Here is a 23,231-nt window from a genome sequence, read left to right as displayed (position 1 = left end):
GCCCCTACCGGGCCGCGGCCTCCGCGGCGTCGCGGGCGGCGATGGCCGCCCCGCGCGCGCCGGCCATGTCCCGGTCCGGGACCAGCTCCAGCGTCGCCACCTTCTCCTGCTCGTCCCGCAGCTGGGTGTTCTCCCGGACCTTGTCCAGGAACCAGGACCGGAAGTGCGGCGCCGCCTCGACCACGCCGCCGCCGAGGAAGTACGCGTGCGGGTCGGTGAAGTTGGCCGCGATCGTGAACAGCCGCCCGAGCGCGGCGGCCTGCTGCTCGAACACGGCCAGCGCCAGCTCGTCCCCGTCCTCGGCCAGCCCGCGCACCTTCATCGCCGCCGCCCGGATCGGCCGCACCTGGGCCAGCGGGTGGTCCGGGTAGCGACCCAACCAGTACGGCAGCAGGTTGTTCACGATCCCGGTCAGCGAGGCGACGCTCTCGGCGTCGCCGACGAAGCCGCAGTTGCAGACCGGCAGCGGCTGGTCCTCCCGCAGCAGCCCGTGCATCGGGATCTGTACGTGCCCGAGCTCGCCGGCCATGCCGGCCGCGCCCTGCACGACCCGGCCGCTCTCGACCACCCCGCCGCCGAGGCCGGTGCCGACGATCGCGGCCACCGACGAGCGCCGCTCGGCCTCCACCCCGAAGTGCAGGTGGTGCGCGTAGAGCGCGGCCGCGTTGGCGTCGTTGGTGTAGACCACCGGCAGCCCGAGCTCGGTCGCCAGCGCGCCGCGGATGTCGAAGCCGCGCCACTCGGGCTGGTTGAAGTTCGTCGAGCCCTTGGACGAGATCACCCCGTCCGCGCTGGCCGGCCCGGGCGTGTCCAGCCCGACCGCCACCACCGCGCCCGGGGTCAGCGCGGTCTGCGCCAGCACCCCCTCGAACGACGTGCGCAGCGCGCCCAGTGTCGCCTGTGGACCTTCGAGCACCCGGCTCGGCGTCTCGCACAGGTCGTCGACGAGGAACCGGCCGAAGCCGTCGAGGACGGTCGCGTTGGTGGAGGTGCCGCCGATGTCCAGACCTACCACGACACCCGGGCTGACTGAGGACGCTGCGGACATGACCACCTCGCTGCCGTCGACCCGGTCGCCCGGTGGGACGGCCTGCTCGCAGTCTGGCAGGCCGCGGTCGTCCGTCCCAGCCCTGGCCCCGGCCGACGAGAGAGTCCGCCCGACCGCGGAGGGTCGAACGGACCAATTCGCTCTGCATCGCCCAACGGGCCTTGTGCTACGCCGTTCGGCTCTCTACTGTTCGGCGAACGGCGTGGTCACTCACTCGTGCACGACTGACCAGCAGTTCCCGCAGTCGTTCGGGTGCGGGTGGACGTGAATGGTGGAGGCCGACGCTCCGGACGAGGTGGCCATCTGGATCGCCACAGCGGCGCCCAGGGCGACGGCTGCGGCGATCACGGCGCGCACGAGCTTCACTTGTTCTCCTGGAGAGGGCAGGACCGACACGGGACTGCGAAGCGGGCTCAGTGTGCCATGCGCTGTCCGTTTCCGGTCACCCGAAGAACTCCACGTTTTCCCTTGTCCGGCACCGGGCGGTGCCCGGACGGGCCGACTTCGGGCACTGAATGTCCGGTACCGGACACGGGCCCGACCGCCTGCTGCCCGTCCGTCCGGTTCCCGGCCCCGCCGGACGGCAAAGAGTGGTCACTCGGGCGTGCTGCCCTTGCCTCGGCCGGGCCTCATGGCGGACCGTTATCTCGGCTCGGGGTGTCACCCGCCACTGCTCCCGTCCCGGTCGGGATGCGGAGGCGAGGTGCCCGGGTCGCCGGTGAAGGCCTGCGGGCCCTCCACCGGCCCGTGGCCGGGCACGGCCGGGCGTGTCCCCGCCCGGCCGGCCCGGACCTCGGTCACTGCCTCCGCCCCGGGGCACGTCTGCGACCCTGCTCGGGCCGCGTTGTCCGCATCCGCCCGGCCGGTTAGGGTCTGTCGCGTACCTCGAGCGGAAAGCGGCAGTCGGTGGCGTTGGAGATCCTCGGCGTGGACGGTCTGTCGGAGTCCGTCTACCGAGCCATGCTCGCCAACCCCGATGCCGATCTCGACGCCCTCGCGGTGACCCTGGAGGTCTCCGGCGCCGACGTGCGCCAGGCGCTGAACCGGTTGGTCTCCCTCTCGCTGGTGGCCGAGCGTGCGCCCGGGCGGATCTACGTGCCGATCAACCCCGACGTCGCGCTGGATGCGCTGCTGTCGCTGGAGCAGGCCGAGATCACCCGCCGCGAGCACCAGCTGCTGGAGGCCCGGGCCGAGCTGTCCCGGCTGGTCCGCGGCACCGAGACCCACCCGTCCGCGGAGCGCGAGGTCCGCCGGATCGACGACCACGCCCAGGTCCTCGACGTGCTGCACGAGCTGTTCGCGCGCTGCTACCAGGAGGCGCTCAACGTCGTGCCGGGGGAGCCGCTGGCGGCCGAGCTGCTGGCCGATGCCGCCGACTACGACCTGGCCGTGCTCAAGCGCGGAGTCCGGTTCCGGACCCTCTACACCCGCCGTCAGTTGGCCGACGTGCCGATGCGCGACTACATGCGGATGATGCGCGATCACGGCGCCGACGTCCGGATCGCCGACACGCTGCCGCACCGGCTGGTCATCTTCGACCGCACCGTGTCCTTCCTGCCGGTCGACCCGAGGCGTCCGGTCGCCGGCGCGCTCGTCGTGCGGGAGCCGGCCATCACCGCGAACCTGGTGATGCTGTTCGAGTCGCTCTGGGCCGGCGCCCAGGACATGGACGAGGCCCTCAAGGCCGGCGCCCCGGCCGCCTCCGAGCTCGACCGCTCCGTGCTGATGCTCATGAGCAGCGGCGTGAAGGACGAGGCCGCGGCCCGGCAGCTGGGCATCTCCGACCGGACGTACCGGCGGCACGTGGCCGACATCCTCATCCGCCTGGAGGCGTCCAGCCGGTTCCAGGCCGGAGTGGAGGCGGTCCGCCGCGGGTGGTTGTGACACCCACCCACGGCGGACCGATCGGGATCAGGTCGCGGTGCCGCGCAGCAGCGGCAGGTAGGCCAGCGCATAGCCGGACCGGTTCGGGTGGTACGAGTCGGTGATCGGCAGCGTCGTGCCGTTCAGCCAGGCCGAGCCGCTGCAGACCTCGTGCCCGGCGTAGGCCGCCCGTGCGTCCAGGTACGTGCCACCGGCTGCGGCCGCCCGCTGGGCCGTGACCGAGGCCAGCGTGTCGGCGACCGCGTTGATCCGGGTCCGCCGGGCGTTGCTGATCTCCAGGAAGCAGCTGCCCGTCGCGTACAGGTGCGGGTAGCCCAGGACGACCAGGCGTGCGTTCGGAGCCCGGGTCCTGATGTCGCGGTAGGTCGCGTCCAGCCGGCCCGGCAGCACCGTCCGGATGAACGCCGCCGCCGCGTCCAGGGCGGTGAAGCAGGCCGAGTCGGTGCCGAGGCGGCAGGCCAGCACGGTGGCGACGAACCCGGCGTCGTTGCCGCCGATCGTGATCGTGACCAGGTCGGTGCCGGTGTCGAGGCCGGCGAGCTGGGAACCGCGTACGTCGCTCGTGGTCGCGCCCGAGCAGGCCGCGAACGTGAAGCTGGCCGTGCCCTGCTGGGCCGCCCAGAGCGCCGGGTACGACAGCGACGAGCGCTGGCAGGAGGCGTTCAGGTCGTAGTCGTTGGTGCCGGTCCCGGCCGAGTACGAGTCGCCGAGGGCGACGTAGTCGGTGCTCGGGGCGGCGAACGCGCCGGCCGGGCCGGCCATGGCCGGGACGGCGGCCAGCCCGATGCCGAGGGCGAGCGCGGTGAGGGTGCGGGCGAACGGACGCACGGGGACCTCCCGGTGGCGCGGGTGTAGCGCCTGAGGTCGGGGTGCCGCTCTCCGCCGGGGCGGTCATCTCGTCAGGTGTCCGAACCATAGCTAGGCCTACTGCTCGGTTGAAATACTCCGTACGGGCGTATGTGGCGAAGGTCTCGGATGGAGGCGGGACCGCGCTGCGTTGCCGGGCGCCGTGGGGACAGTTGCGCGGCGGGCCTGGTTGATGTGGGGACTGGGAGTCTTCGCGTACACGGTGGCGGTGTTCCACCGGGCGTCGCTCGGGGTCTCCGGCCTCGACGCGCAGCAGCGCTTCGGCACGACCGCGGCCGTGCTCTCCCTCTTCGGCGTCGTCCAGCTCGGCGTGTACGCGATCATGCAGGTGCCCGTCGGCATGGTGCTGGACCGGATCGGCTCGCGCCGCATGATCGTCGCGGGCGCCCTGTTCATGGCCGCCGGCCAGCTGCTCATGGCTCGGGCCGGCAGCGTGCACACCGGCATCGCCGCCCGCGTGCTCGTCGGCGCCGGGGACGCGATGACGTTCATCAGCGTGCTGCGACTGATCCCGGCCTGGTTCCCGGCCCGGCGGGCGCCGCTGATCACCCAGCTGACCGGGCTGATCGGGCAGGCCGGCCAGATCGCCGCCGCCTTCCCGCTGGTCGCCGGGCTGCACGCGTACGGCTGGACGCCCACGTTCGCGACCGCCGCCGGGATCGGCGTCGTCGCCGCGGTGCTCGTTGCCGCCGGTCTGCGCAACGCGCCGCCCGGGGTGACGATGGTCGCGCCGACCGGGCGCCGGCAGGCGCTGCGGGAGTCCTGGCAGGAGCCCGGCACCCGGCTCGGGCTCTGGACCCACTTCGTCACCCAGTTCTCCGGCAATACGTTCGCGCTGTTCTGGGGTTACCCGTTCCTCGTCGAGTCGCAGGGGCTCTCACCCACGACGGCGAGCGCGCTGCTGACCGTCCTGGTGATCGCCGGCCTGATCATCGGGCCGGCGCTGGGAGCGCTGGCGGCGCGCTGGCCGATGCGGCGCTCGGCCCTGGTGCTCGGCATCGTGCTGTCCAGCGCGGTCGCCTGGACGGTCGTGCTGGCCTGGTCCGGGCCGGTGCCGATCGGCGTGCTCGTCGTGCTGGTGCTGGTGCTGGCCTCGAACGGACCCGGCTCGATCATGGGCTTCGACTTCGCCCGCACCGAGAACCCGCCGGCCCGGCTCGGCAGCGCGAGCGGCATCGTCAACGTGGGCGGGTTCGTCGCCTCCCTGCTGCTGATCCTCGCGGTCGGGGTGCTGCTCGACGTCTCCGGGTCCTACCGGGTCGCGATGTGCGCGCAGTACGCGTTCTGGATCGTGGGCCTGGTCATGGTGCTGGTGACGCGGCGGCAGGTCCGCCGGCGGAACGGGATCGTCGTGGACGCGCTGCCCCGCGCCGTGGTCCGCCGCCTCGCCGCCGCGCGTGGCTAGGCTCCCGGTGTGTCTTCTCCAGGCCTCGACCGCACGCGGGCGCTGTGTCTCGCACTGCCCGAGGTGACCGAGAAGCTCAGCCACGGTGAGCCGACCTGGTTCGTCCGGAAGGTGTTCGTGTCCTTCGCCGACCGGCACCACGACGACCGCGTCGCGTTCTGGTGTGCGGCGCCGCCCGGCGCCCAGCAGGCCCGGGTCGGCGCCGATCCCGAGCACTACTTCGTCCCGCCGTACGTCGGCGGCCGGGGCTGGCTCGGCGTCTACCTCGACGTACCGGTCGACTGGGAGGAGGTCGCGGACGTGATCACCGACGCCTACCGCCAGATCGCGCCCCGCCGCCTGACGGCCCAACTCGATCCCTGACCCGCCGCCCTCCGCCGCGGCTGGCCCGCGCCGCGGGGCCGGGGCCACCTCGGCTCGGCGGCCGAGCGCTCTGCGGGAGGCTGTCCCGGCTCGGCGGCCGAGCGCTCCGCGGGAGGCCGTCCCGGCTCGAGGGCCGAGCGCTCCGCGGGAGCCGTCGGCTCAGCGGCCGAGCGGTCCGCGGGCGAGCACGCTGCTCGGCGTGGTCGGCGACGATCCCGCGGTCTCCTCGCTCACCGCGAGCACCGGGTAGTCCTCCGGCGACCGGGTCAGCTGGATCGGGTACGAGTGCAGCCCCTTCGAGGTGACCACGAACGTGCCCACGACCTGCGGCATGCCGCCGTCCCCGGCCGGCACCCCCCAGACGTAGTACGAGGTCCCGCGGCCGGTGTTGGGCGTGAGCCCGTCGGTCACCACCGCCGCGTTCCCCGGCTTGGCCACGATCGTCGCGAGGGTGGGCTGCCCGTCCGGCGCGGTCAGCGCCGCCACCCGCTCGGCCGCCGCCGCGGGCGCGCTCACCGGCGCCGGCCGGGTGATCTCCCACGTCGTCGCCGCCGATCCGCCGATCAGCGCGGCCGCCGCGAGCACCGTCGCCAACCGGCGCCGCCGCGAGACCGCCTTGACACTGCGATGCTCGCCGCGTCCGGACCTGCCGCGCGGACGTTCCTGACCCGGCCGCCGTGTCCCAGCTGACCGAGCACCCTCATCGACCGGCCCCGAGGGCCCGCCCGACCGGTCCGGGTCGGCGTTGCGGCCCGTCGGCAGGGTGTCCGGGCGGCTGCTCCGCGGACCGAACCCTCCGCTCGACGGCGCGCTCTCGGGCGAGACCGTCGGCCGCGGCGGCTGTGCAGTGGCCGCAGCCAGCAGCCGGCTGCGCAACTGCGGCGGGGGAGCGATGTCCGGCACCCCGTATGCGAGCTCCGCCGCGACCTCGAGGGTCGTCACCACGGTCCGCGCGCAGACCTCGCACCCGGGCCGGTGGGCTTCGAAGATCTCCTGGTCGGCCGGCTCCAGCGCGTCGATCGCCCACGCGACCGCCAGCGCCTCGTACTCGTCGTGACTCCTCGGCAGGGCTGGCGCACTCACCGCAAGCCTCCCTTGGTGTCGTCGGTGACCGCGAGCCCGGTGATGTCGGACAGGTCGTCCAGGGCTGCGCGCAGGTTGTGCATCGCCCGGTGCATCCGGGTCTTGACGGTGCCGATCGGCGTGCTGGTGAGCGACGCGATCTCGCGCTGGGTGTAGCCGCCGTAGTAGGCCAGCGTCATCGCCTCCCGCTGCGTCTCGGGGAGCTCGCGCAGCGCGTTGCGGACCCGTTCGCCGCGCAGCCGCTCCTCGACCGCCTCCTCAGGCCGGTTGGCCGGCGGATCGGACGCGTCCAGGCCTTCGACCGCATGCAGCGCGAGCGCCCGGCGCCGTACCGCCTCTTCCCGGCGGACGGCGTCGACGGCCTTGTGATGAACGGCGGCGAGCAGCCAACTGGCGAACCCGCCCCGTCCGGCCTCGAACCGCTTCGGCTGCCGCCACACCGCGAGGAACACCTCCTGCACCACCTCTTCGGCAAAGGTGGGGTCTCCTGTCACCCGGCGGGCGAGCGAGTACGCCGGCCGCGAGTAGCGGTCGTAGAGCTCCTCGAGCGCGCGAGCCTCGCCGACGGCCACCCGTTCGACGAGTGCTGCGCACCAGGCATCCTCGTCGGAACGGGACGGTCGCGGCGATGTATCGGCCACCATCCTCACGCACCGCATTCGTGCACGGCCCTGGAACGGTTCCGTCGCCTCCGATGGTCGAGCCGGTCGGGCATGCCGCGAACGATCAGTCCGTCCCGGAGCGACCCATGGTGTCCGGTCGGCGAGCCGCTCAGAGCTGTGTCGCTCGTCGCACCGCCTGGACATCAGCCGGATCGAGCAGTCCGAGGCCCGCCGCGTGTTCGGCGATCTGCACGCTGTCCTCGACCATGAGCATCGGGACCCCCGCCGCGGCGACCCGGCGGATCAGCCCGCTGACCTCGATCGCCCGGGCCGCCGGCATCCCGGCCGTGCGCCGAACGTAGACGGCGCGCACTCGGTCCGGTGACTCCTGCGCCACCGTCGCGTAGATCTCCGGATCCTGCTCCCCGGTGTCGCCGATCAGCACGACGCCGAGCCCGGGATGTTGCTCCAACAGTGCCCGGATCATCGTCAGCTTGTGCTGCTCCGGACTGAGCCGGAACAGGTTCGTCCGGCTCGGGCCCCAGTCGGTGAGCAGGAGCGGACCGGCCGGGAACCCGCGTAGGACGAGGAACCGGGTGAGCAGCTCGTACAGGTTCCAGGGGCTGGTCGAGAGGTAGAACACCGGCCGCGCCGGTCCGCCGCGCGCAGCCGTGAGCGCCCGGTACAGCTCGGCGGCGCCGGTGAGCGGGGTCCGGTCGCTGACGCTGGTCAGCAACGTCAGCCGCAGCATCTCCAGCCCGCGGGTGATGCCGGTCTCGATCACCGTGTCGTCGAGGTCGCTGATCACCGCGACCCGGGACCCGGGATCGACGACGTACACGGGCACCGGCACCGCCGCCTCGGCCCCGCGCCAGGCCGCGGTCACGCTCAGCTCGTGCCAGCCCGGCGCCAGCCCGCCGACGTCGACCGGCACGTCCAGGTACCCCTGCCGGTCGCACCGCCCGCGCACCGTCCCGCCCGGCCCCCCAACCCAGACCACGCACCGCGGCAGCTCGATCGTCAGGAACGGCGCGAGCGATGCCCGCAGCGTCCCCCACGCCCGCCGCCCCCGTACCACCCCACCCCGGACCTCGACCAGCCGTCGCCCCACCGCCCGACGTCTGCCGCCGTCGGCCTCAACAACGCCATCGGCCTCCACCCGCGCCGAGGCCCCACCGGCACCCTCGTCATGGCCGACGCGCGCGGGCTCCGCCGAGCCCGAGGCGCCGCCGGCACCCGCGTCACGACCTACGCGTGCCGGCTCCGCCGGGGCCGAAGCGCTGGCGGAACCCGTGTCATGACCTCCGCCCGTGGGCCCGGCCGAACCGGTATCGCTGGTCCCGGCTCCCGCCGAGGGGCGAGCAGCGGCCGCGTCGTTGCCTGCGCTCGCCGGCTTCGCCGGGTTGCCTGCACTCGCCGGCTTCGCCGGGTTGGCGTAGCCGGCCGCGCTCACCGTGCCCGCCGCTCGCGGCTCATCCCCGGCACGCGCCGGACCGACCGCGGGCAGGACGTCGTTGCCGGCGTCAACCGCGTCCACGGCGATCGCAGTACGGACCAGTTCGGCCGCGGCGGACGGCACCGTCGGGCCGAGTACGACCCGGCCCCGCGCGTGCACCCGCTGCGGCGTACCCGACCCGATGAACGGCAACACGGTGACGTCCCGCCGACCGAGCAGCCCCGCCAGCGCGACCACGCCCGCGTGCAGCACATCCTCGACCGCAAGGACGACCCGCAGCGAGGCGGAACTCAGCCGGCGCCGGTCCACGCTCAGCCGCGCGCCGGCTCGACGGTGCCCGCGTCGCCGGTCCGGTCCCGGTGCACGATCATCCGCTGAAACTACCGGGGGCCCACGCCACCCCACGTCGCCGCGCCGAGCCTTCCTCAGGCCCCCGGCCGCCGGTTTCCCTCGGCCTCCATCGCGACGCTCTCGTCCAGCCGGATCACGTGCATCACGGCGTTGATGAGCGCGAGGTGCGTGAACGCCTGCGGGAAGTTGCCGAGATGACGCCCGGTGCGCGGATCCAGCTCCTCGGCGTAGAGGAGCAACGGGCTCGCGTACCCGAGCAGCTTCTCGCACAGCGTCCGCGCGCGATCGTGCTCGCCTATCTCGGCCAGCGCCGAGACCAGCCAGAACGAGCAGATCGTGAACGTGCCCTCCTCGCCACTGAAGCCGTCGTCGATCTCCTTGGTGCGGTACCGCAGCACCAGGCCCTGGTCGGTCAGCTCGTCCGCGATCGCGAGCACGGTCGCGTGCACCCGCGGATCGTCCGGCGGCAGGAACCGCAGCAGCGGCACCAGCAGCATCGACGCGTCGAGGGCGTCGGTGTCGTAGTGCTGGGTGATCACCCCTCGCTCGTCCACCGCGTTGGCCAGCACATCAGCGCGGATCTCGTCAGCGGTCGCCTGCCACCGCCGGGCCAGATCCCAATCCTCACGCAACCGGGCGAGCCGAGTGCCCCGGTCGACCGCGACCCAGCACATGACCTTCGAGGAGGTGAAGTGCTGCGGCTCGCCCCGGATCTCCCAGATACCGCTGTCAGGCTCCTGCCAGTGCCGGATCGCGTTCTCCACCTGCCGGCGCAGCATCGGCCAGACCCGGTCGTCTAGCCGGTCGCGGGAGCGCGTGTGGAGGTAGACCGAGTCGAGCACCGCGCCCCAGACGTCGTTCTGCCGTTGCCTGTACGCCTCGTTGCCGATCCGCACCGGTCGGGCACCCTCGTACCCCTGCAGGTGCGGCAGCTGCTTCTCGGGCAGGTCCCGCCGGCCGTCGATGCCGTAGACGATCTGCAGGTCACCGTCGCGCTCGGCCACGTCGGTGATGAAGTGGTAGAAGTCCGTGGCCTCCCAATCGAAGCCCAGCGTGTAGAGCCCCCACAGCGCGAACGTCGAGTCCCGGATCCAGCTGTACCGGTAGTCGTAGTTGCGCTCACCGCCCGGCGTCTCCGGCAGGGAGGTCGTCGCGGCGGCGGCGATCGCTCCGGTCGGGGCATAGCTGAGGCCCTTGAGTGTCAGCGCGCTGCGGGCCAGGTGGGACTTCCACGGATGATCCGGGATCCGTCCGCCCGCCAGCCAGTGCTGCCAGTGGTGCGCGGTCCAGTTCAGCCGCTTGTACGCCGCCTTGTACGTCTTCGGCGGCTTGGAGGCACCCCACGACAGCACGCAGAACCGGGTCTCGCCCTCCTTGAGCAGCGTTCGCGCCACCGCGCGCGGCCCCTCGAATCCCAGCCGGAGGTCGGTGGTCAGCGTGAGCGGCAGGTCGCCGTCGTCCTCGGCCGTCGCCACCGCCTGGTGGTAGCCGGCGTCGGTGTGCTGCCAGCTCGCCCGCCGCAGTCCGTACCCGAACGCCGGCTCGCACTCCATCAGCAACTGCACTTCGCCGTTCACGCACCGCACGGTGCGTACCAGCATCTGGGCAGCGGCGTAGTCCGTCGGCGGCCGGTCATATTTCGACTGTTCCGGATCCCTGTCCCGCCACGGGCCCATGATCAGCGCGTCGCGGATGATCAGCCAGCCCTCGCCGACGTTCCAGCTCGTCTCCAGTACGAGCGTTCCCGGCAGGTAGCGCCGGTCGTGCGGGACCTCGGCCTCGGCCGCCCCCATGCGGAAGTAGCCCGCACCGCGGTCGAGCAGCGCGCCGAAGATGCTCGGCGAGTCCATCCGCGGCGCGCACATCCACTCGACTCCGCCGTTGGGCGCCACCAACGCGGTGGTCTCGCAGTCGGAGAGAAACCCGTAGTCGCCGATGGGCGGAAACGGCGAAGACACGGACGGAGCTGCCGGCGTCGCCGCCGGGAAGTCCTCGAGACCCGGTGCGGCCGTCTCGACCTTGGCCGCCAGGTCGTCAGAAGGCGGGCTGTTGGTCACCGGTGAATGATCCACGGCTACCCCCGCCCTCATGCATTCTGAGTGAACACCGAGGTGGAACCCGGCGAGTTGACGCGCTGTCCGGACCCCGACCGCCTTTCTTCTCGACGTGCCGGCGCCGCGGGTTCCGACATCGAGTCGATCCGATTTACTCACGGTCGTCCGAGGGACGACCACTCCGCTCATGCCCTCCCGTGCCACGGCACGACCGCGCCGAGCCCAGAGCAGGACGCCCACACCGATCATCGGACGAACGGCTACTGCGCGCAAACGCACCGTGGTGCCCCAACGGCCTCGGTGAGCCGCCGGATTTTGGCTCTGAGTCACGACCGACCACGTAAAGCGATCTTCGCTGAACCGAACGAGATCGACAGCGCGAATGAATGATGTGGTCATGGCAACGGGCAACGGCGAACGGGATGTCGACAGCGAACTCGCTGCAGCGGTCCACCAGGTCCTGACGACCCTCACCGACCTCCGCAGCGAGGTCCGGGCGCACGAGCTGAGCGACCGGATCGCGCTGGTCCGCTGGCTGCGCCAGGAGCTCACAGCTGTCGAGACATTGCTGACCGGCGTGTACGGACGGCGGGCGGGGGAGGCGCACGGTCCGGACGGCGCCGTCGGCTGACATCCCGGCCGTGCCGCCGGAGCCTCTTCGCGGGCCGACGCGGAACTGTCGGTACCGCGGCGAATGATGGGCTCGTGCGGTGCGTCGTGGTGCCCGAAGAGGACGGCGGAGCCGGCTGGTTGCGGCTCGTCGACGAGACCGGGCAGCCCGCCGGAGACGCCGAACGGGTCGACGACCTCGCCTCGGCCATCGCCACTCGGGAGCGGACCGAGAGCGTGCGATGGGTCCTTCCGTCCGGCGAGCTGCTCTATCCCGCGCTGCTCCACGGCGGCGCGGTCATCGCCCGCTCGACCGACCTCGCGCTGACCGAGGGTCTGTTGCTCGCGTTCGACGGTCATTGGGGGGAATCCCGCGCGCTCGCCGCGTCCTGGGCACGAGTCGCGGGTCTGCCGGTCCCGGACGATCCGGCTCCGCCCAGTCGGCAGGCCCAGCAGTCCCTCTTCGCGGCTGCGGCGGCCGGGCTGCCGGGAGGAGCCAGCGCCATCGACGCCGCCGTGGCCGTGCACGCCGACCAGCTGCGGCGGATGTCCGCGCTGCCCGCTCCGGAGCGGATGCGGTTGCTGGTCGCGGCCGAGTCCGCGTGCGCTCTCGTCGCCGTGGAGATGACTCGGTCGGGTGTGCCGTGGCACGCCGACGTCCACGACGGCGTGCTGACCGAGCTTCTCGGTCCGAGGCCGCCGGCGGGACTCCCGCCGCGGCGCCTGACCGAACTCGCCGACCGCATCACCCGGGCCTTCGACGGCCGGCGGGTGAATCCCGACTCGCCCGCCGACGTCGTCCAAGCATTCACCCACGCCGGGATGCCGATCAGTTCCGCCAGGTCCGGGGTGCTCAAGCACCTGGATCATCCGGCTGTCGCACCGCTGCTCGAGTACAAGGAGCTGGCACGACTGCACGCCGCCAACGGGTGGTCCTGGTTGGACACCTGGGTCCGGGACGGCCGCTTCCGGCCGGATTGGATAGTGGGCGGTGTTGTCTCCGGGCGGTGGGCCAGCCGGGGTGGTGGCGCACTCCAGATCCCGCATGCCCTCCGCCGCGCCGTGAACGCCGACTCCGGCCACGTCCTCGTCGTCGCTGACGCGGCCCAACTGGAACCGCGCATCCTCGCGGCGCTCGCCGGCGACGAGCGGATGGCTCAGGCCGCGACGGCCACCGACCTGTATGCGGCGCTTGCCGCCGACTCCTTCGACGGCGATCGTTCCCGGGCGAAGGTCGCGATGCTCGGCACGCTCTACGGCGCGACGAGCGGGGACGCCGCGCCGGTCCTCGGGGTGCTCCGCCGCCGATTCCCCACCGCCGTTGCCTACGTCGAAGCTGCGGCCCGCGACGGCGAGATCGGGCGCCTGGTCCGCTCGCGACTGGGTCGCACGTCGCCCCTTCCCTCCGCGGGTTGGCGAGACGCGCAGGAGCGCGCGTCGCTGCCGGGTGCCGGCGTCGTCGAACAGAGCCGAGCCCGACAGACCGCGCGTGACCGCGGGCGCTTCACCCGCAACTTCGTCGTGCAGGCCAGCGCGGCCGACTGGACGGCCGTGATGCTCGCTGCGTTGCGGCGTCGGCTGCTGGAGAGTGCCGCGCCCGGTGCTGAGATCGTCTTCTTCCTGCATGACGAGGTGGTGCTTCACTGCCCGGCGGAAGTTGCCGCGGAGGCCACGCAGGCGGTGGTGGAGGCGGCGGAAGAAGCGACTCGCCTGATATTCGGGTCGACGCCGGTCAGATTCCCGTTCGAAGGCAAGGTCGTCGGGTGCTACGCCGACGCGAAATAGCCATCGCACCGTCCACTGTGGACCGGCATTGGTCCGTCGTGCGGTGAGCCGCCGCAGCAGCGGCCGGAAGATGGACATGCGACAGTCGTACGGCAGCGAAGCGGGTCCGGCAAATGGCTGTCCACAGGGGACTCGACCGTCCACAGATCGCGGATCGCGGATACCGGAACCCTCGGTGATCGAGGCACCGTGCCGCCATGACCGCACCACGAAGCCCCGAGCAACGCGCCCGTTTCGTGCGTTCCGCCGCCTCGGATCTGGACATCGCTCCGGAGCTGGCTGAGCGGTTGTTGTTCCTGTCCGAGTCGGCCCGCGAGTTCGCCGAGGCCGGCGTCATCGGCGACCGCACCGTGCGGACCCTGCTCGATCACCTCCAGGACGACGAGCTGTGTCAACACGTCTGGTGGGTCGCCGCGGCCGAAGGCGAGCCGCTGTGGCGACTGCTGCTGCGGTCGGCACTGCCGCCGAAGGATGTCGGCCCGGCAGTCCTGCTCGGCATCGCCCTCGCTCGTCGTGGCGTCGCGGACGAGGCCATGGACGTGCTTCGCGAGGTCGTACGGCCGGGCGAGTTCCGCCGGTCCGCCATCGAGCTGCTCGCCGACCTCGCCGAGGACGCCGGTCAGCCATCTCTGGCCTGGACTCAGGTGGAGCGATTCGGCCTGGCCGACCCGGACCGCCAGTGGGGCGCCTTGAGGTGCGTTCTGGGCTGTTCGCAGCGTCGCCAGTGCGAGCGGGCCCGGCTCGCGGGCGTCATGCACGCGCGTTGGCTGCGGGAGCGTCTGTCCCGGTGGTCTCGCCAGCCCTGGTCCGGTGGCGCGCCGGGGTCGGTGAGCTCGCCGCCGACGCAGGAGCGCGCCGTGGTCGAACCGTGGCGTACGGCGATCGCCGACTACGTCAGCGTGCGGAGGGCGGTGCTGCCGCCCGGCGAACGGCAGCTGCTGGAGCAGTGGGCCGAGGCGAAGCGGAAGCGGGTGATCGTCATGGAGACATCGCTCTGGGAGGGAGTCGTCCTCGACGACGCCGGTGACTGCAGCGTAGTCGGCTGGGAGAGCAACGCCTCGTCGTATGTGCCGATCGGGTCCGAGCTGCGGTGCTGGGTGCTGCCGACGCTCGTTCCCGCCGAGCATCTTGCGGTGCGGTGGATGGTGCCGACTCCATGGTGACCGCAGTCCCGGCCGACCCGAGAAGTCTCGATCCTGGTCGGGTCGACGCGGACCGATCGAACGGTTGTCCACAGCTGTCGCGGCCGTCCACAGATCACGGTCTCGACCTGGTTGCAGCACCGGTCTCACGCAACTGTCGCTGCATGGAGACATCGCGCACGTTCGCGGCCAACCGGTGTCCGGCCGCCGGTGATCCTTCCCGACTGAGCCTGGCGGTACCGGTCGGCCGGCGTGTGCGGTTGCGGCGGGCGCTCGAGCGGGCCGAGATGACGTTCGCAGCACGCATCGCCGAGGACGGCGGCATCGTGCCGTGGCGACGGCTGACCGAGGTGCGGTTCCTGGCGGCGCGGGAGACCTTCGCCCGCCGAGATCGCCTTTCCCGCACGGATACGGCGGCGTTGGTGCTGGCATTGACCGACGAGCCGACGCGGGACCGGTGCTGGGTGCAGGTCGAGGCGAATCGTGACCCGGCCTGGATCGGGTTCTGGCTCTACCTGGCCCGGCGGTCACTGCCGCCGTACCGGGCCGAGCCGCTGTTCCTGCTCGCGTGGACCGCGTTCCGGCTCCGGGACGCAGAGCTCGCCCGCGCCGCAGTCGACGACACCCTTATCGAGGAGCCTCGGCACACCGCCGCGTCGATGCTCCAGCAGCTGGTCCAGAGTGACACCGACCCATCCCTGCTGCCCTCGCTCTCCGACCGGTACGCGAGCCGTCAGAGCGGGCCATGAACCCCTGGACGTGCCTGCTGAGCCGGCTCACCCGACCGCTGGCGGCCTGGCTCAGAGAACTCGGCAGGTCGATCTGTGCGCGGTCAGAGCGGGCGGGCGCCCGGCCGTACCGGCGCCGGAAGCTCGGTGGCGCCGCTCAGCGCGGTGTCGACAGCCGCGGCGCACGCCCGCCCCTCGGCGATCGCCCAGACGACCAGGCTGGCTCCTCGGGTTGCGTCTCCGCAGGCGAAGACACCCGGAGCGGAGGTCTCCCAGGTTCCGCGCACCCGCATCGAGCCACGCTCGGGATCGACCTCGACGTCGAGGCGATCCAGCAGGGACCCGCGCTCGGTGCCGACGAAGCCGGCGGCGATCAGCAGCAGGTCGCAGGGGATCTCGGTCCGGCTCTCCGGGACCGCACGGAAGACCCGGCGTCCGTCCACGCGCACGATCTGGACTTCTTCGACCACCACGGCCCGGATGTGGCCGGCCTCGTCGCCGACGACCTCGACGGCCTCCCGCGCCCACGACTCGACGACGCCCTCCTCGTGTGCGGGCGACGTCCGGTGGATCTTGGGCCACTGCGGCCACGGGTTCGCTGTGATGTCCCGGGCCTCCGGCGGCCGCGGGTTGTGGTCGAGCTGGGTGACGCTGACCGCACCCTGACGGTTGGCGGTGCCGAGGCAGTCGGCGGCGGTGTCGCCGCCGCCGATGATCACGACGTGCTTGCCGGCCGCATCGATGGGCGGCGCCCCGAGCTCACCGGTGCGGACCCGGTTCGCCAGCGGCAGGTAGTCCATCGCCTGATGGACGCCGTCCAGGTCCCGCCCGGCGACATCGAGCTCACGCGGCTGCAGCGCGCCGGTGGCGAGCACGACGGCGTCCACACCGGCCCGGAGCTCGACCGGGTCCAGCCCGCCTTCGCCGCCGATGTCGACGCCGGCCCGGAGCTCGGTGCCTTCGGCGCTCAGCTGGGCCAGCCGCTTGTCGATGAGGTCCTTGGGCATCTTGAAGTCCGGGATGCCGTAGCGGAGCAGACCGCCGAGGCGGTCGGACCGCTCGTAGACGGTCACGTCGTGGCCGGCGCGGGTCAGTTGCTGGGCGCAGGCCAGCCCGGCGGGCCCGGACCCGATAACTGCGACCCGTTTGCCGGTCCGCTCGGCGGGGCCACGCGACTCGACCCAGCCCTCGTCCCAGGCGCGGTCGACGATCGCGAGCTCCACCTGCTTGATCGCAACCGGGTCGGCGTTGATCGAGAGCACGCACGACGCCTCACACGGGGCCGGGCACAACCAGCCGGTGAACTCAGGAAAGTTGTTCGTGGCGTGGAGTCGCTCGCTCGCGCTGTGCCAGTCGGCGTCGGCGACCAGTTCGTTCCACTCCGGGATCAGGTTGCCGAGCGGGCAGCCGGCGTGACAGAAGGCGACACCGCAGTCCATGCAGCGGCTGGCCTGCACCTGGACGTCCGCGGCGGCGGGCCGACCGTAGACCGGCTCCCAGTCCAGCAGTCGTTCCGCGACGGGTCGCTTCGGCGCCTCGGCCCGGGCCAGACGCAGGAAACCCCAGGGGTTGGCGACCACGTTGCACCTCTCGAGGTCGGTTGTCGGCTCACAGACAGCAGCGAGACGACGCCGGCTCGCGAGATCAACCCGATGTTACCGGTGTGGAACGCGCCCCGATCAGAGCAGGTCGGGACGCTGCCAGGGCTGGTCCAGGACACGCTCGGCGAGGAACGCCTGGATGGTCTCGTACCAGACCTTGACGTGCCCGGGGGTCATGATCCAGTGGTTCTCGTCCGGGAAGTACAGGAACTTCGCGGGTACGGAGAACCGCCCGAGGTCGTTCCAGAGCCGCAGCGCCTCACCGATCGGGACCCGATAGTCCTTGTCGCCGTGGATCACCAGCATCGGCGTGCGGATGCCTTCGGCCCGCAGATGCGGGGAGTTCTCCAGGTACCGCTCCTGCTTCTCCAGCGGGTCGCCGAACTCACGGTGCCAGAACGAGGGCTCGTCGGTGGTGCCGGCGAACGCGTCCAGGTGCCACAGGCTGGCGTGGGTGACGATCGCGCGGAAGCGGTCGGTCTGGGTGGCGATCCAGTTCGCCATGTAGCCGCCGAACGAACCGCCCATCGCCGCGGTCCGGGACCGGTCGATGTCGGGCCGCTCGATGGTGACATCGGTCAGCGTCATGAGGTCGGTGAACGGCCGGGCGCCCCACGCACCCCAGCCTCGCTGCAGGAAGGAAACGCCGTAGCCGGTCGACAGCGCCGGGTCCGGCAGCAGCACCGCGTAGCCGCGAGCGGTCATCAACCATGGGTTCCAACGCCACGACCAGGCGTTCCAGCTGCTCACCGGCCCGCCGTGGATCCAGAGCAGCAAGGGGACCGGGGCGTCGGCCGACGCCCCGAGGGGCAGCGCGAGCCAGGCGCGAAGCGGGCTGCCGTCTTCGGCCGTCGCGGTGACCTCGGTGAACGTCCCGGGAACCGGGATGTCGGCCTGCGGCCCGAGCAGAGCGACCGGCTGCTGGTCGGTCCGGGCAGGGTCGATCCGGACCGGGGCGGCCGGAGAGTCCACCGTCGACCGGAGCGCGTAGAGCGCCTGGCCATCGGGGCTGACCACGAGATCGGTGTACGCGCCGGCCGCGGTCAGGCGCACGACGTCACCGGTCGAGAGCTCCAACCGGAAGACCGGGGCGTGTCCGGCCTCGTCGGCGAGGAAGAACAGGAAGGTCCCGTCGGGCGAGAAGACGGGGGAGGCCGGCCAATACCCGACATCACTGGGGAGCAGGTCTCGGCCGTCGCCGGTGCCCAGGTCGACGAGCCGGAACGTGCGACTCGGGCACGACTCCCAGTTGCCGAGGGTCTCCTGCAAGAAGACGATGCTCCGGCCGTCCGGGGAGAAAGCCGGATCGGACAGCCACTGCCCGTCGAGGTCGAGCAGGCGCCGCTCTCCCGTCGTCGTGTCGATGAGCGTGAACGCGCCCCGATGGGCGGTGCGCGGCTCGTCGATGCGCCAGCCGACGGCCACCGTGCGGCCGTCGGGGGAGATGGCGAGGCTGTCCCCGACCCTGGCCTCCGGATCCGGGATCAGGTCCTGGGTCTCGGTCAACCGGCCGTCGCCGACGGTGGGCGCAGCGGAGAACAGCACGTGCGACTCGGCCGGTCCGAGGTCGTGGTCCCAGTACCGGACGGGATGACCCTCATGCAGGATCGCCGTCACCCCGGCGTCCTTGCGCGCCTGGCGTCGCTCCTCGTCTTCCTCGACCGTCGTCGCTCCGGGCAGCGCCGATGCCGTGAAGACGACGTCGCCGGAGTCACGGGCGACGATCACGTCGCCGATGTCTCCTCCGCGCCGTGCGACCTGACGGGCTTCGCCAGCTTCCGGAAGCAGCCAGAGCGTCGCGCGGTCCTCGGTGTCCTCGTCCGGCTTGCCCGCCGCATCCGGACGGCGCGAAGAGAAAAGAAGCCTGCCGTCCGGCAGGAAGGCCGGGTGCGCCTCACCGGGCGCCGAGCGTGTCAGGCGGCACGGCGGGCGTTGGCCGCCCGGATCCACCTCCCACAGGGAGGTGGAGAACCGCTTCCCGTCCGGGCTCCGCTCGGCCACGGTGGTCACCAGCCGGATGCCGTCCGGGGACAGGGCCAACCCGCTCAGCCGGCGTAGCCCGAGGTAGTCATCGAGCGACTCGAACGGCGTGTCCGGTACTGCTTCCGTCGGCCGAACGTTCGTGTCGCCAGGCTGTGTCGATGCGCTAGATGGGGATGCGGCTTGCTCGCTCATGAGCGCTGCTCCTTCTGGCACGACACGATGTCCCGGACTCTAGCCACCAGACCCTACGTGTCATCCGTACGACGTACTTAGTCAACGTATGCGACACCGCGGGACGCGGCGACGCGGACACGCTATTCCTGTCTCCCGGGATCACGGCCGGACGGATGCGTGCCTTTGCGTCACATGCCGACAACGATTCCGGCCGGTGGCGGTATCGGCGGGCAATTCCTGCACCGGTCGGCAGCGCCGGTGTCCCTCAACGACACAGGGCGCCGGGCCGCGGGAACGCGGCGCGACGCTCTGCGCTGTCGTGCTTTGAATGGGCCTGGTGTCAGACGACCGAGACGAAGACGTGCCGAGCGGTCGTGTCGTCGACGGTCGTCGAACCGTGGTCGGTGGTCAGCTGCATGCCGTCCCGCTCCGCGGCGAGCTGCACCGTCTGGCCGGGCTGCACGCCGGCCGAGCGCAGGTCGCGCATGATCTCTGCGTCCGGCTGGATCTGCTCGCTGATGCGGCGGACGATCGCCTTCTCCGAGCCGCGGGCGAGCGCCTGCTCGAGGGTGATGAGCGCCCCGATCCCGATCTCAACGGCCGGGAGCGTGCCGAGCTCGTCCAGGCCGGGAATCGGATTGCCGTGAGGGCATGCGGTCGGGCCGCCGAGCAGGGCCGCGATGCGGCGTTCGACCGAATCCGACATGACGTGCTCCCAGCGGCACGCCTCGATGTGGACCTCTTCCCACTCCATGCCGATGACGTCGATCAGCAGGCACTCCGCAAGGCGGTGTTTGCGCATCACGGAGGTCGCCTGCTTGCGGCCCTCCGGGGTGAGCTCGAGGTGGCGATCGCCCTCGACGGTGAGGAGCCCGTCACGCTCCATCCGGGCAACGGTCTGGCTCACGGTGGGGCCGCTCTGCCGCAGGCGCTCGGCAATGCGGGCGCGCAGCGGTGTGACGCCCTCCTCCTCCAGCTCGTACACCGTGCGGAGGTACATCTCGGTGGTGTCGATCAGGTCGCTGTGGTGGCTCAACTGTCCTCCGACTCGTCACCGAAAATGGTACGACTCCTGGCGCTCGTCTGTGCGGTCCGTACGCGGGCGTCGGTAAGGATGCTCCGATGAGCCCCCGCAGTCCGCTGATCGACGTCGATGAGCTTGCCGAGCTGATACAGAATGTCACCGCTCCCAGTCTGGTCGTGCTCGACGTCCGATGGCGGCTCGCCGGGCCGACGCCGGCCGAGTTGTATGCACCGGGCCATCTTCCCAGCGCGGTGGCGGTGGACCTGGATCGAGACCTGGCCGACGCCGTCGGGGATGGCCGCCGCGGGCGGCACCCGCTCCCGGACCCGGACGTGTTCGAGACGACGCTGCGACGGTGGGGGATCCGGGCGGACAGTACGGTCGTGGTCTACGACGACGCCGACGGGAGCAGCGCCGCCCGGGCCTGGTGGCTGTTGCGGTGGGCCGGGCTGACGGACGTCCGCGTCCTCGACGGTGGGATCGGCGCGTGGCTGGCAGCGGGGCAGCCGCTGACCACCGAGGTACCGGAGCCCGCGCCGGGGGACGTCGTGGTGCGGCCGGGCGACATGCCGGTGCTGGATGCCGACGCGGCGGGGGCGCTGCCAGGTGCAGGTGGGGTGCTGCTCGATGCTCGGGCCGAGGCCCGGTACCGCGGCGAGGTCGAGCCGGTCGATCCGGTGGCCGGGCACATTCCGGACGCACGCAGCGCGCCGACGAGCGGCAACGTGGAGGCCGACGGGCGGTTCTTGGCTCCGGAGGAGTTGCGGGAGCGGTTCGCCGCGCTCGGGGTGCGGCCGGGGAAGGCCGTCGGTGCCTACTGCGGCTCCGGGGTCACGGCGTCGCAGGAAGTGCTGGCGCTGGAGATCGCCGGAGTGCCGGCTGCTCTCTATCCCGGCTCGTGGAGTGAGTGGGTCGCTGACCGCGCACGGCCGGTCGAGACCGGCCCGGACGGCGCAGCCTGAGCCGGGACCGGCCTCTCGGCGGAGCGTGAGGCTCGGTCGGCCCGGGCTCGGTCCCGCCCGACCGGATGGCGAGGGTCGGGCCGGCTACTTCTGGAACTTGGGGACGACCAGCTCGAGGACCTTGGTGGCGATGGCGTCGCCGCCGTCGCGGAGGCCGGCGAAGTAGGCGGCGACGAGGCCGGCGCCGGCCGGATCCTTGCTGCGGGCGACGTAGATGATCGTGGTCGACGTCTTCACCGCGGGGTGGCCGGCCACGGTGAGGTCCGTGGTGTCCGACTTCTTGTACTCGGTGAGCTTCAGGTAGTCGAAGACGGCGATGATCATGGAGCGGCCGTCGTCGGCCTGGATCTGGCACCCGCTGCTGGAGGACCGCCCGAAGGACACCTTGGAGCCGAACGCCGACTCGACGGCCGACTGGCTCATCGCCTGGCAGACCGCGCTGGGGCTGCCGTCGCCGCCGCTGTCGCCGCCGTTGTCGTCCGAGCTGCTGGCCGAGGTGCTCGGGTCGGACGACGAGGAGGAGGAGTCGGACGGCTCCGGGGAGTCGCTCGGGGACGCCGTGACGCTCGCGCCGCCCTGGACGTCGGAGGCGACCGCGCCGGTGCCCGTGATCGTCTGGGCGCAGGCGGCGGTGGTGCAGGCGGCCAGCAGCAAGGCGAGCCCTGCCAGGATTCGTCGGGCCGTCATGTACCGATCCTCTCTCGTGGTGCGGGTCGTCAGACGACGGATTGCCCGGCGACTGTCGGCGCAGCGGGGTGTGGTCATTGTTTCTGGAGCCGCGACCACCGTGCGCAGTGGGCGGTAAGCCTACGGGGTGAACCCGGACGATACAGGCAACTCCGACAACCGGACGTCACTTGCTGTGCGTGATCAACCGGGGACTGATCCCGCGAGGCGATAGCGTCGGGGCGTGAGTGACTCGGTCACCGTCGTCTGGGACGACGAGTTCCTGGCCTACGACATGGGCCCGGAGCACCCGCTCAACCCGGTCCGGCTGGCGCTCACCGTCTCGCTCGCCCGGCAGCTCGGCGTCCTGGACCGGCCCAACGTCACGGTCATGCCTCCCCGACCCGCCGGGGAGGACCTGCTCACGCTCGTGCACGACCCCGAATATCTGGAGGTCGTGCGGGCGGCGCCGGAGCATCCCTGGGGCGTGGGGCACGGGTTCGGCTCGGCCGACAATCCAGTCTTCCCGCACATGTACGAGGCGTCGGCGCTCATCACCGGCGGCAGCGTGCTGGCCGCCGAGCAGGTCTGGTCGGGGGCGAGCCAGCACGCGGTCAACATCGCCGGTGGTCTCCACCACGCCATGCGCGCGCGGGCCGCCGGGTTCTGCGTGTTCAACGACCCGGCTATCGCGATCGCCCGGCTGCTGGAGCTGGGGGCCGATCGGGTCGCGTACGTGGACGTCGACGTGCACCACGGCGACGGCGTGCAGGCGGCGTTCTACGGCGATCCGCGGGTGCTCACGATCAGCCTTCATCAGAGTCCGTTGACGCTGTTCCCCGGCACCGGGTTCCCGGACGAGGTCGGCCGCGGCAACGCGGCCGGCGCGAGCGTCAACGTCGCGCTGCCGGCCGGCACCGACGACGAGGGCTGGCACCGGGCGTTCGACGCGGTCGCCCCCGCGCTCCTGCGGGCATTCCGGCCGCAGGTGCTGGTCACCCAGTCCGGCTGCGACACGCACCACGAGGACCCGCTGGCCGAGCTCTCGCTCACCGTCGACGGACAGCGCAGCTCGTACATGCTGCTGCACGACCTGGCCCACGAGCTCTGCGACGGCAGGTGGATCGCCTTCGGCGGTGGCGGGTACGGGCTGGTGCGCTGCGTGCCGCGGGCCTGGACCCACCTGCTGGCCGAGGCGACCGGGGAGCGGATCGCGCCCGGCAGCGAGATCCCCGAAGCCTGGCTGGACGAGGTCGGCCGGCGCGGCCTGCGAACGCCGCCGCCGCGGGCGATGACCGAGCTACGGCCGGCGCCGCAGGCCATCGCCTGGCGGCGCTGGGAACCGGGTGAGGACAGCCCGCTGGCGCGGGCGATCATCGCGACGCGGCGGGCCGTGTTCCCGCTGCACGGTCTCGACCCCGACGATCCACGGGACTGACCGGCG

The 23,231-nt window shown here is 72.1% G+C and carries 20 protein-coding genes; 9 read left to right on the top strand and 11 right to left on the bottom strand.

The window, feature by feature from the left end; genetic code table 11:
- Positions 1-4 precede the first annotated feature (4 nt).
- The gene (locus tag VGP36_01810) at positions 5-1,048 is read right to left on the bottom strand and encodes an ROK family protein (GenBank protein HEV7653460.1); all 1,044 of its coding nucleotides are present in this window, start codon (positions 1,046-1,048) and stop codon (positions 5-7) included.
- A gap of 210 nt (positions 1,049-1,258) precedes the next feature.
- On the bottom strand, positions 1,259-1,414 hold the full coding sequence (locus VGP36_01805; protein ID HEV7653459.1) for a hypothetical protein: 156 nt from the start codon (positions 1,412-1,414) through the stop codon (positions 1,259-1,261).
- A 540-nt stretch (positions 1,415-1,954) separates the two neighbouring features.
- Here VGP36_01805 and VGP36_01800 point away from each other — a divergent pair.
- The gene (locus VGP36_01800) at positions 1,955-2,932 is read left to right on the top strand and encodes a hypothetical protein (GenBank protein HEV7653458.1); all 978 of its coding nucleotides are present in this window, start codon (positions 1,955-1,957) and stop codon (positions 2,930-2,932) included.
- A 27-nt stretch (positions 2,933-2,959) separates the two neighbouring features.
- On the opposite strand, the gene VGP36_01795 is transcribed toward VGP36_01800, so the two are convergent.
- Entirely contained in the window at positions 2,960-3,760 is an 801-nt protein-coding gene (locus VGP36_01795; GenBank protein HEV7653457.1) for an SGNH/GDSL hydrolase family protein, read from the bottom strand.
- A gap of 181 nt (positions 3,761-3,941) precedes the next feature.
- On the opposite strand from VGP36_01795, the gene VGP36_01790 reads away from it, so the two are divergent.
- Together VGP36_01790 and VGP36_01785 are read left to right on the top strand one after the other, a co-directional pair.
- On the top strand, positions 3,942-5,204 hold the full coding sequence (locus VGP36_01790) for an MFS transporter (protein HEV7653456.1): 1,263 nt from the start codon (positions 3,942-3,944) through the stop codon (positions 5,202-5,204).
- Between the two features lie 9 nt (positions 5,205-5,213).
- Positions 5,214-5,567: an MmcQ/YjbR family DNA-binding protein gene (locus tag VGP36_01785; GenBank protein HEV7653455.1), complete on the top strand. Its 354-nt coding sequence runs from the start codon at positions 5,214-5,216 to the stop codon at positions 5,565-5,567.
- Between the two features lie 159 nt (positions 5,568-5,726).
- Here VGP36_01785 and VGP36_01780 read toward each other — a convergent pair whose 3' ends face one another.
- The 4 genes from VGP36_01780 to VGP36_01765 all read right to left on the bottom strand — a co-directional run bounded on the left by VGP36_01780 (position 5,727) and on the right by VGP36_01765 (position 11,149).
- Entirely contained in the window at positions 5,727-6,650 is a 924-nt protein-coding gene (locus VGP36_01780) for an anti-sigma factor (GenBank protein HEV7653454.1), read from the bottom strand.
- Complete coding sequence (locus VGP36_01775) at positions 6,647-7,222, bottom strand: sigma-70 family RNA polymerase sigma factor (protein HEV7653453.1); 576 nt, start codon at positions 7,220-7,222, stop codon at positions 6,647-6,649. The genes VGP36_01780 and VGP36_01775 overlap by 4 nt, the downstream gene beginning before the upstream one ends.
- 199 nt (positions 7,223-7,421) lie before the next feature.
- The gene (locus VGP36_01770) at positions 7,422-8,363 is read right to left on the bottom strand and encodes a phosphatase domain-containing protein (protein ID HEV7653452.1); all 942 of its coding nucleotides are present in this window, start codon (positions 8,361-8,363) and stop codon (positions 7,422-7,424) included.
- A gap of 770 nt (positions 8,364-9,133) precedes the next feature.
- Entirely contained in the window at positions 9,134-11,149 is a 2,016-nt protein-coding gene (locus tag VGP36_01765; protein HEV7653451.1) for a glycoside hydrolase family 15 protein, read from the bottom strand.
- A gap of 361 nt (positions 11,150-11,510) precedes the next feature.
- Here VGP36_01765 and VGP36_01760 point away from each other — a divergent pair, with 361 nt between their 5' ends.
- The 4 genes from VGP36_01760 (at position 11,511) to VGP36_01745 (ending at position 15,398) form a co-directional block, all read left to right on the top strand.
- Positions 11,511-11,744 carry a hypothetical protein gene (locus tag VGP36_01760; protein HEV7653450.1) on the top strand — a complete coding sequence of 78 codons (234 nt, stop codon included), beginning with the start codon at positions 11,511-11,513 and terminating at the stop codon, positions 11,742-11,744.
- An 89-nt stretch (positions 11,745-11,833) separates the two neighbouring features.
- A complete protein-coding gene (locus VGP36_01755; GenBank protein HEV7653449.1) occupies positions 11,834-13,507 on the top strand; it encodes a bifunctional 3'-5' exonuclease/DNA polymerase in 1,674 nt (557 codons plus the stop codon).
- Between the two features lie 197 nt (positions 13,508-13,704).
- Complete coding sequence (locus VGP36_01750; protein HEV7653448.1) at positions 13,705-14,670, top strand: hypothetical protein; 966 nt, start codon at positions 13,705-13,707, stop codon at positions 14,668-14,670.
- 239 nt (positions 14,671-14,909) lie between these two features.
- Positions 14,910-15,398, top strand: a complete 489-nt coding sequence (locus VGP36_01745; protein HEV7653447.1) for a DUF4192 family protein — start codon at positions 14,910-14,912, stop codon at positions 15,396-15,398.
- Positions 15,399-15,481: 83 nt separating this feature from the next.
- Here VGP36_01745 and VGP36_01740 read toward each other — a convergent pair whose 3' ends face one another.
- The 3 genes from VGP36_01740 to VGP36_01730 form a co-directional block, all read right to left on the bottom strand.
- Positions 15,482-16,957, bottom strand: coding sequence for a glutamate synthase subunit beta (locus tag VGP36_01740; GenBank protein ID HEV7653446.1), 1,476 nt, complete (start codon positions 16,955-16,957; stop codon positions 15,482-15,484).
- Between the two features lie 99 nt (positions 16,958-17,056).
- Entirely contained in the window at positions 17,057-19,027 is a 1,971-nt protein-coding gene (locus VGP36_01735) for a S9 family peptidase (protein ID HEV7653445.1), read from the bottom strand.
- 448 nt (positions 19,028-19,475) lie between these two features.
- Positions 19,476-20,171, bottom strand: coding sequence for a metal-dependent transcriptional regulator (locus VGP36_01730; protein HEV7653444.1), 696 nt, complete (start codon positions 20,169-20,171; stop codon positions 19,476-19,478).
- Positions 20,172-20,257: 86 nt separating this feature from the next.
- Between VGP36_01730 and VGP36_01725 the strand changes: the two genes are divergently transcribed.
- Positions 20,258-21,121, top strand: a complete 864-nt coding sequence (locus VGP36_01725; GenBank protein HEV7653443.1) for a sulfurtransferase — start codon at positions 20,258-20,260, stop codon at positions 21,119-21,121.
- Positions 21,122-21,205: 84 nt separating this feature from the next.
- On the opposite strand, the gene VGP36_01720 is transcribed toward VGP36_01725, so the two are convergent.
- A complete protein-coding gene (locus VGP36_01720; protein HEV7653442.1) occupies positions 21,206-21,808 on the bottom strand; it encodes a hypothetical protein in 603 nt (200 codons plus the stop codon).
- A 223-nt stretch (positions 21,809-22,031) separates the two neighbouring features.
- Here VGP36_01720 and VGP36_01715 point away from each other — a divergent pair, with 223 nt between their 5' ends.
- Positions 22,032-23,225 carry an acetoin utilization protein AcuC gene (locus VGP36_01715; protein HEV7653441.1) on the top strand — a complete coding sequence of 398 codons (1,194 nt, stop codon included), beginning with the start codon at positions 22,032-22,034 and terminating at the stop codon, positions 23,223-23,225.
- The last annotated feature ends 6 nt before the right edge of the window (positions 23,226-23,231 follow it).

The sequence above is a fragment of the Mycobacteriales bacterium genome, assembly GCA_035995165.1.
GTDB lineage: Bacteria > Actinomycetota > Actinomycetes > Mycobacteriales > CADCTP01 > CADCTP01.
Note: the sequence above shows the minus strand (reverse complement) of the source record. Positions and strands in the feature narration are given on the sequence as shown.

Coding starts and splice junctions, on each gene's coding strand:
- VGP36_01810 (HEV7653460.1), bottom strand. CDS start 1,048: ATGTCCGCAGCGTCCTCAGTCAGCCCGGGTGTCGTGGTAGGTCTGGAC.
- VGP36_01765 (HEV7653451.1), bottom strand. CDS start 11,149: ATGAGGGCGGGGGTAGCCGTGGATCATTCACCGGTGACCAACAGCCCG.
- VGP36_01760 (HEV7653450.1), top strand. CDS start 11,511: ATGGCAACGGGCAACGGCGAACGGGATGTCGACAGCGAACTCGCTGCA.
- VGP36_01750 (HEV7653448.1), top strand. CDS start 13,705: ATGACCGCACCACGAAGCCCCGAGCAACGCGCCCGTTTCGTGCGTTCC.
- VGP36_01725 (HEV7653443.1), top strand. CDS start 20,258: ATGAGCCCCCGCAGTCCGCTGATCGACGTCGATGAGCTTGCCGAGCTG.
- VGP36_01720 (HEV7653442.1), bottom strand. CDS start 21,808: ATGACGGCCCGACGAATCCTGGCAGGGCTCGCCTTGCTGCTGGCCGCC.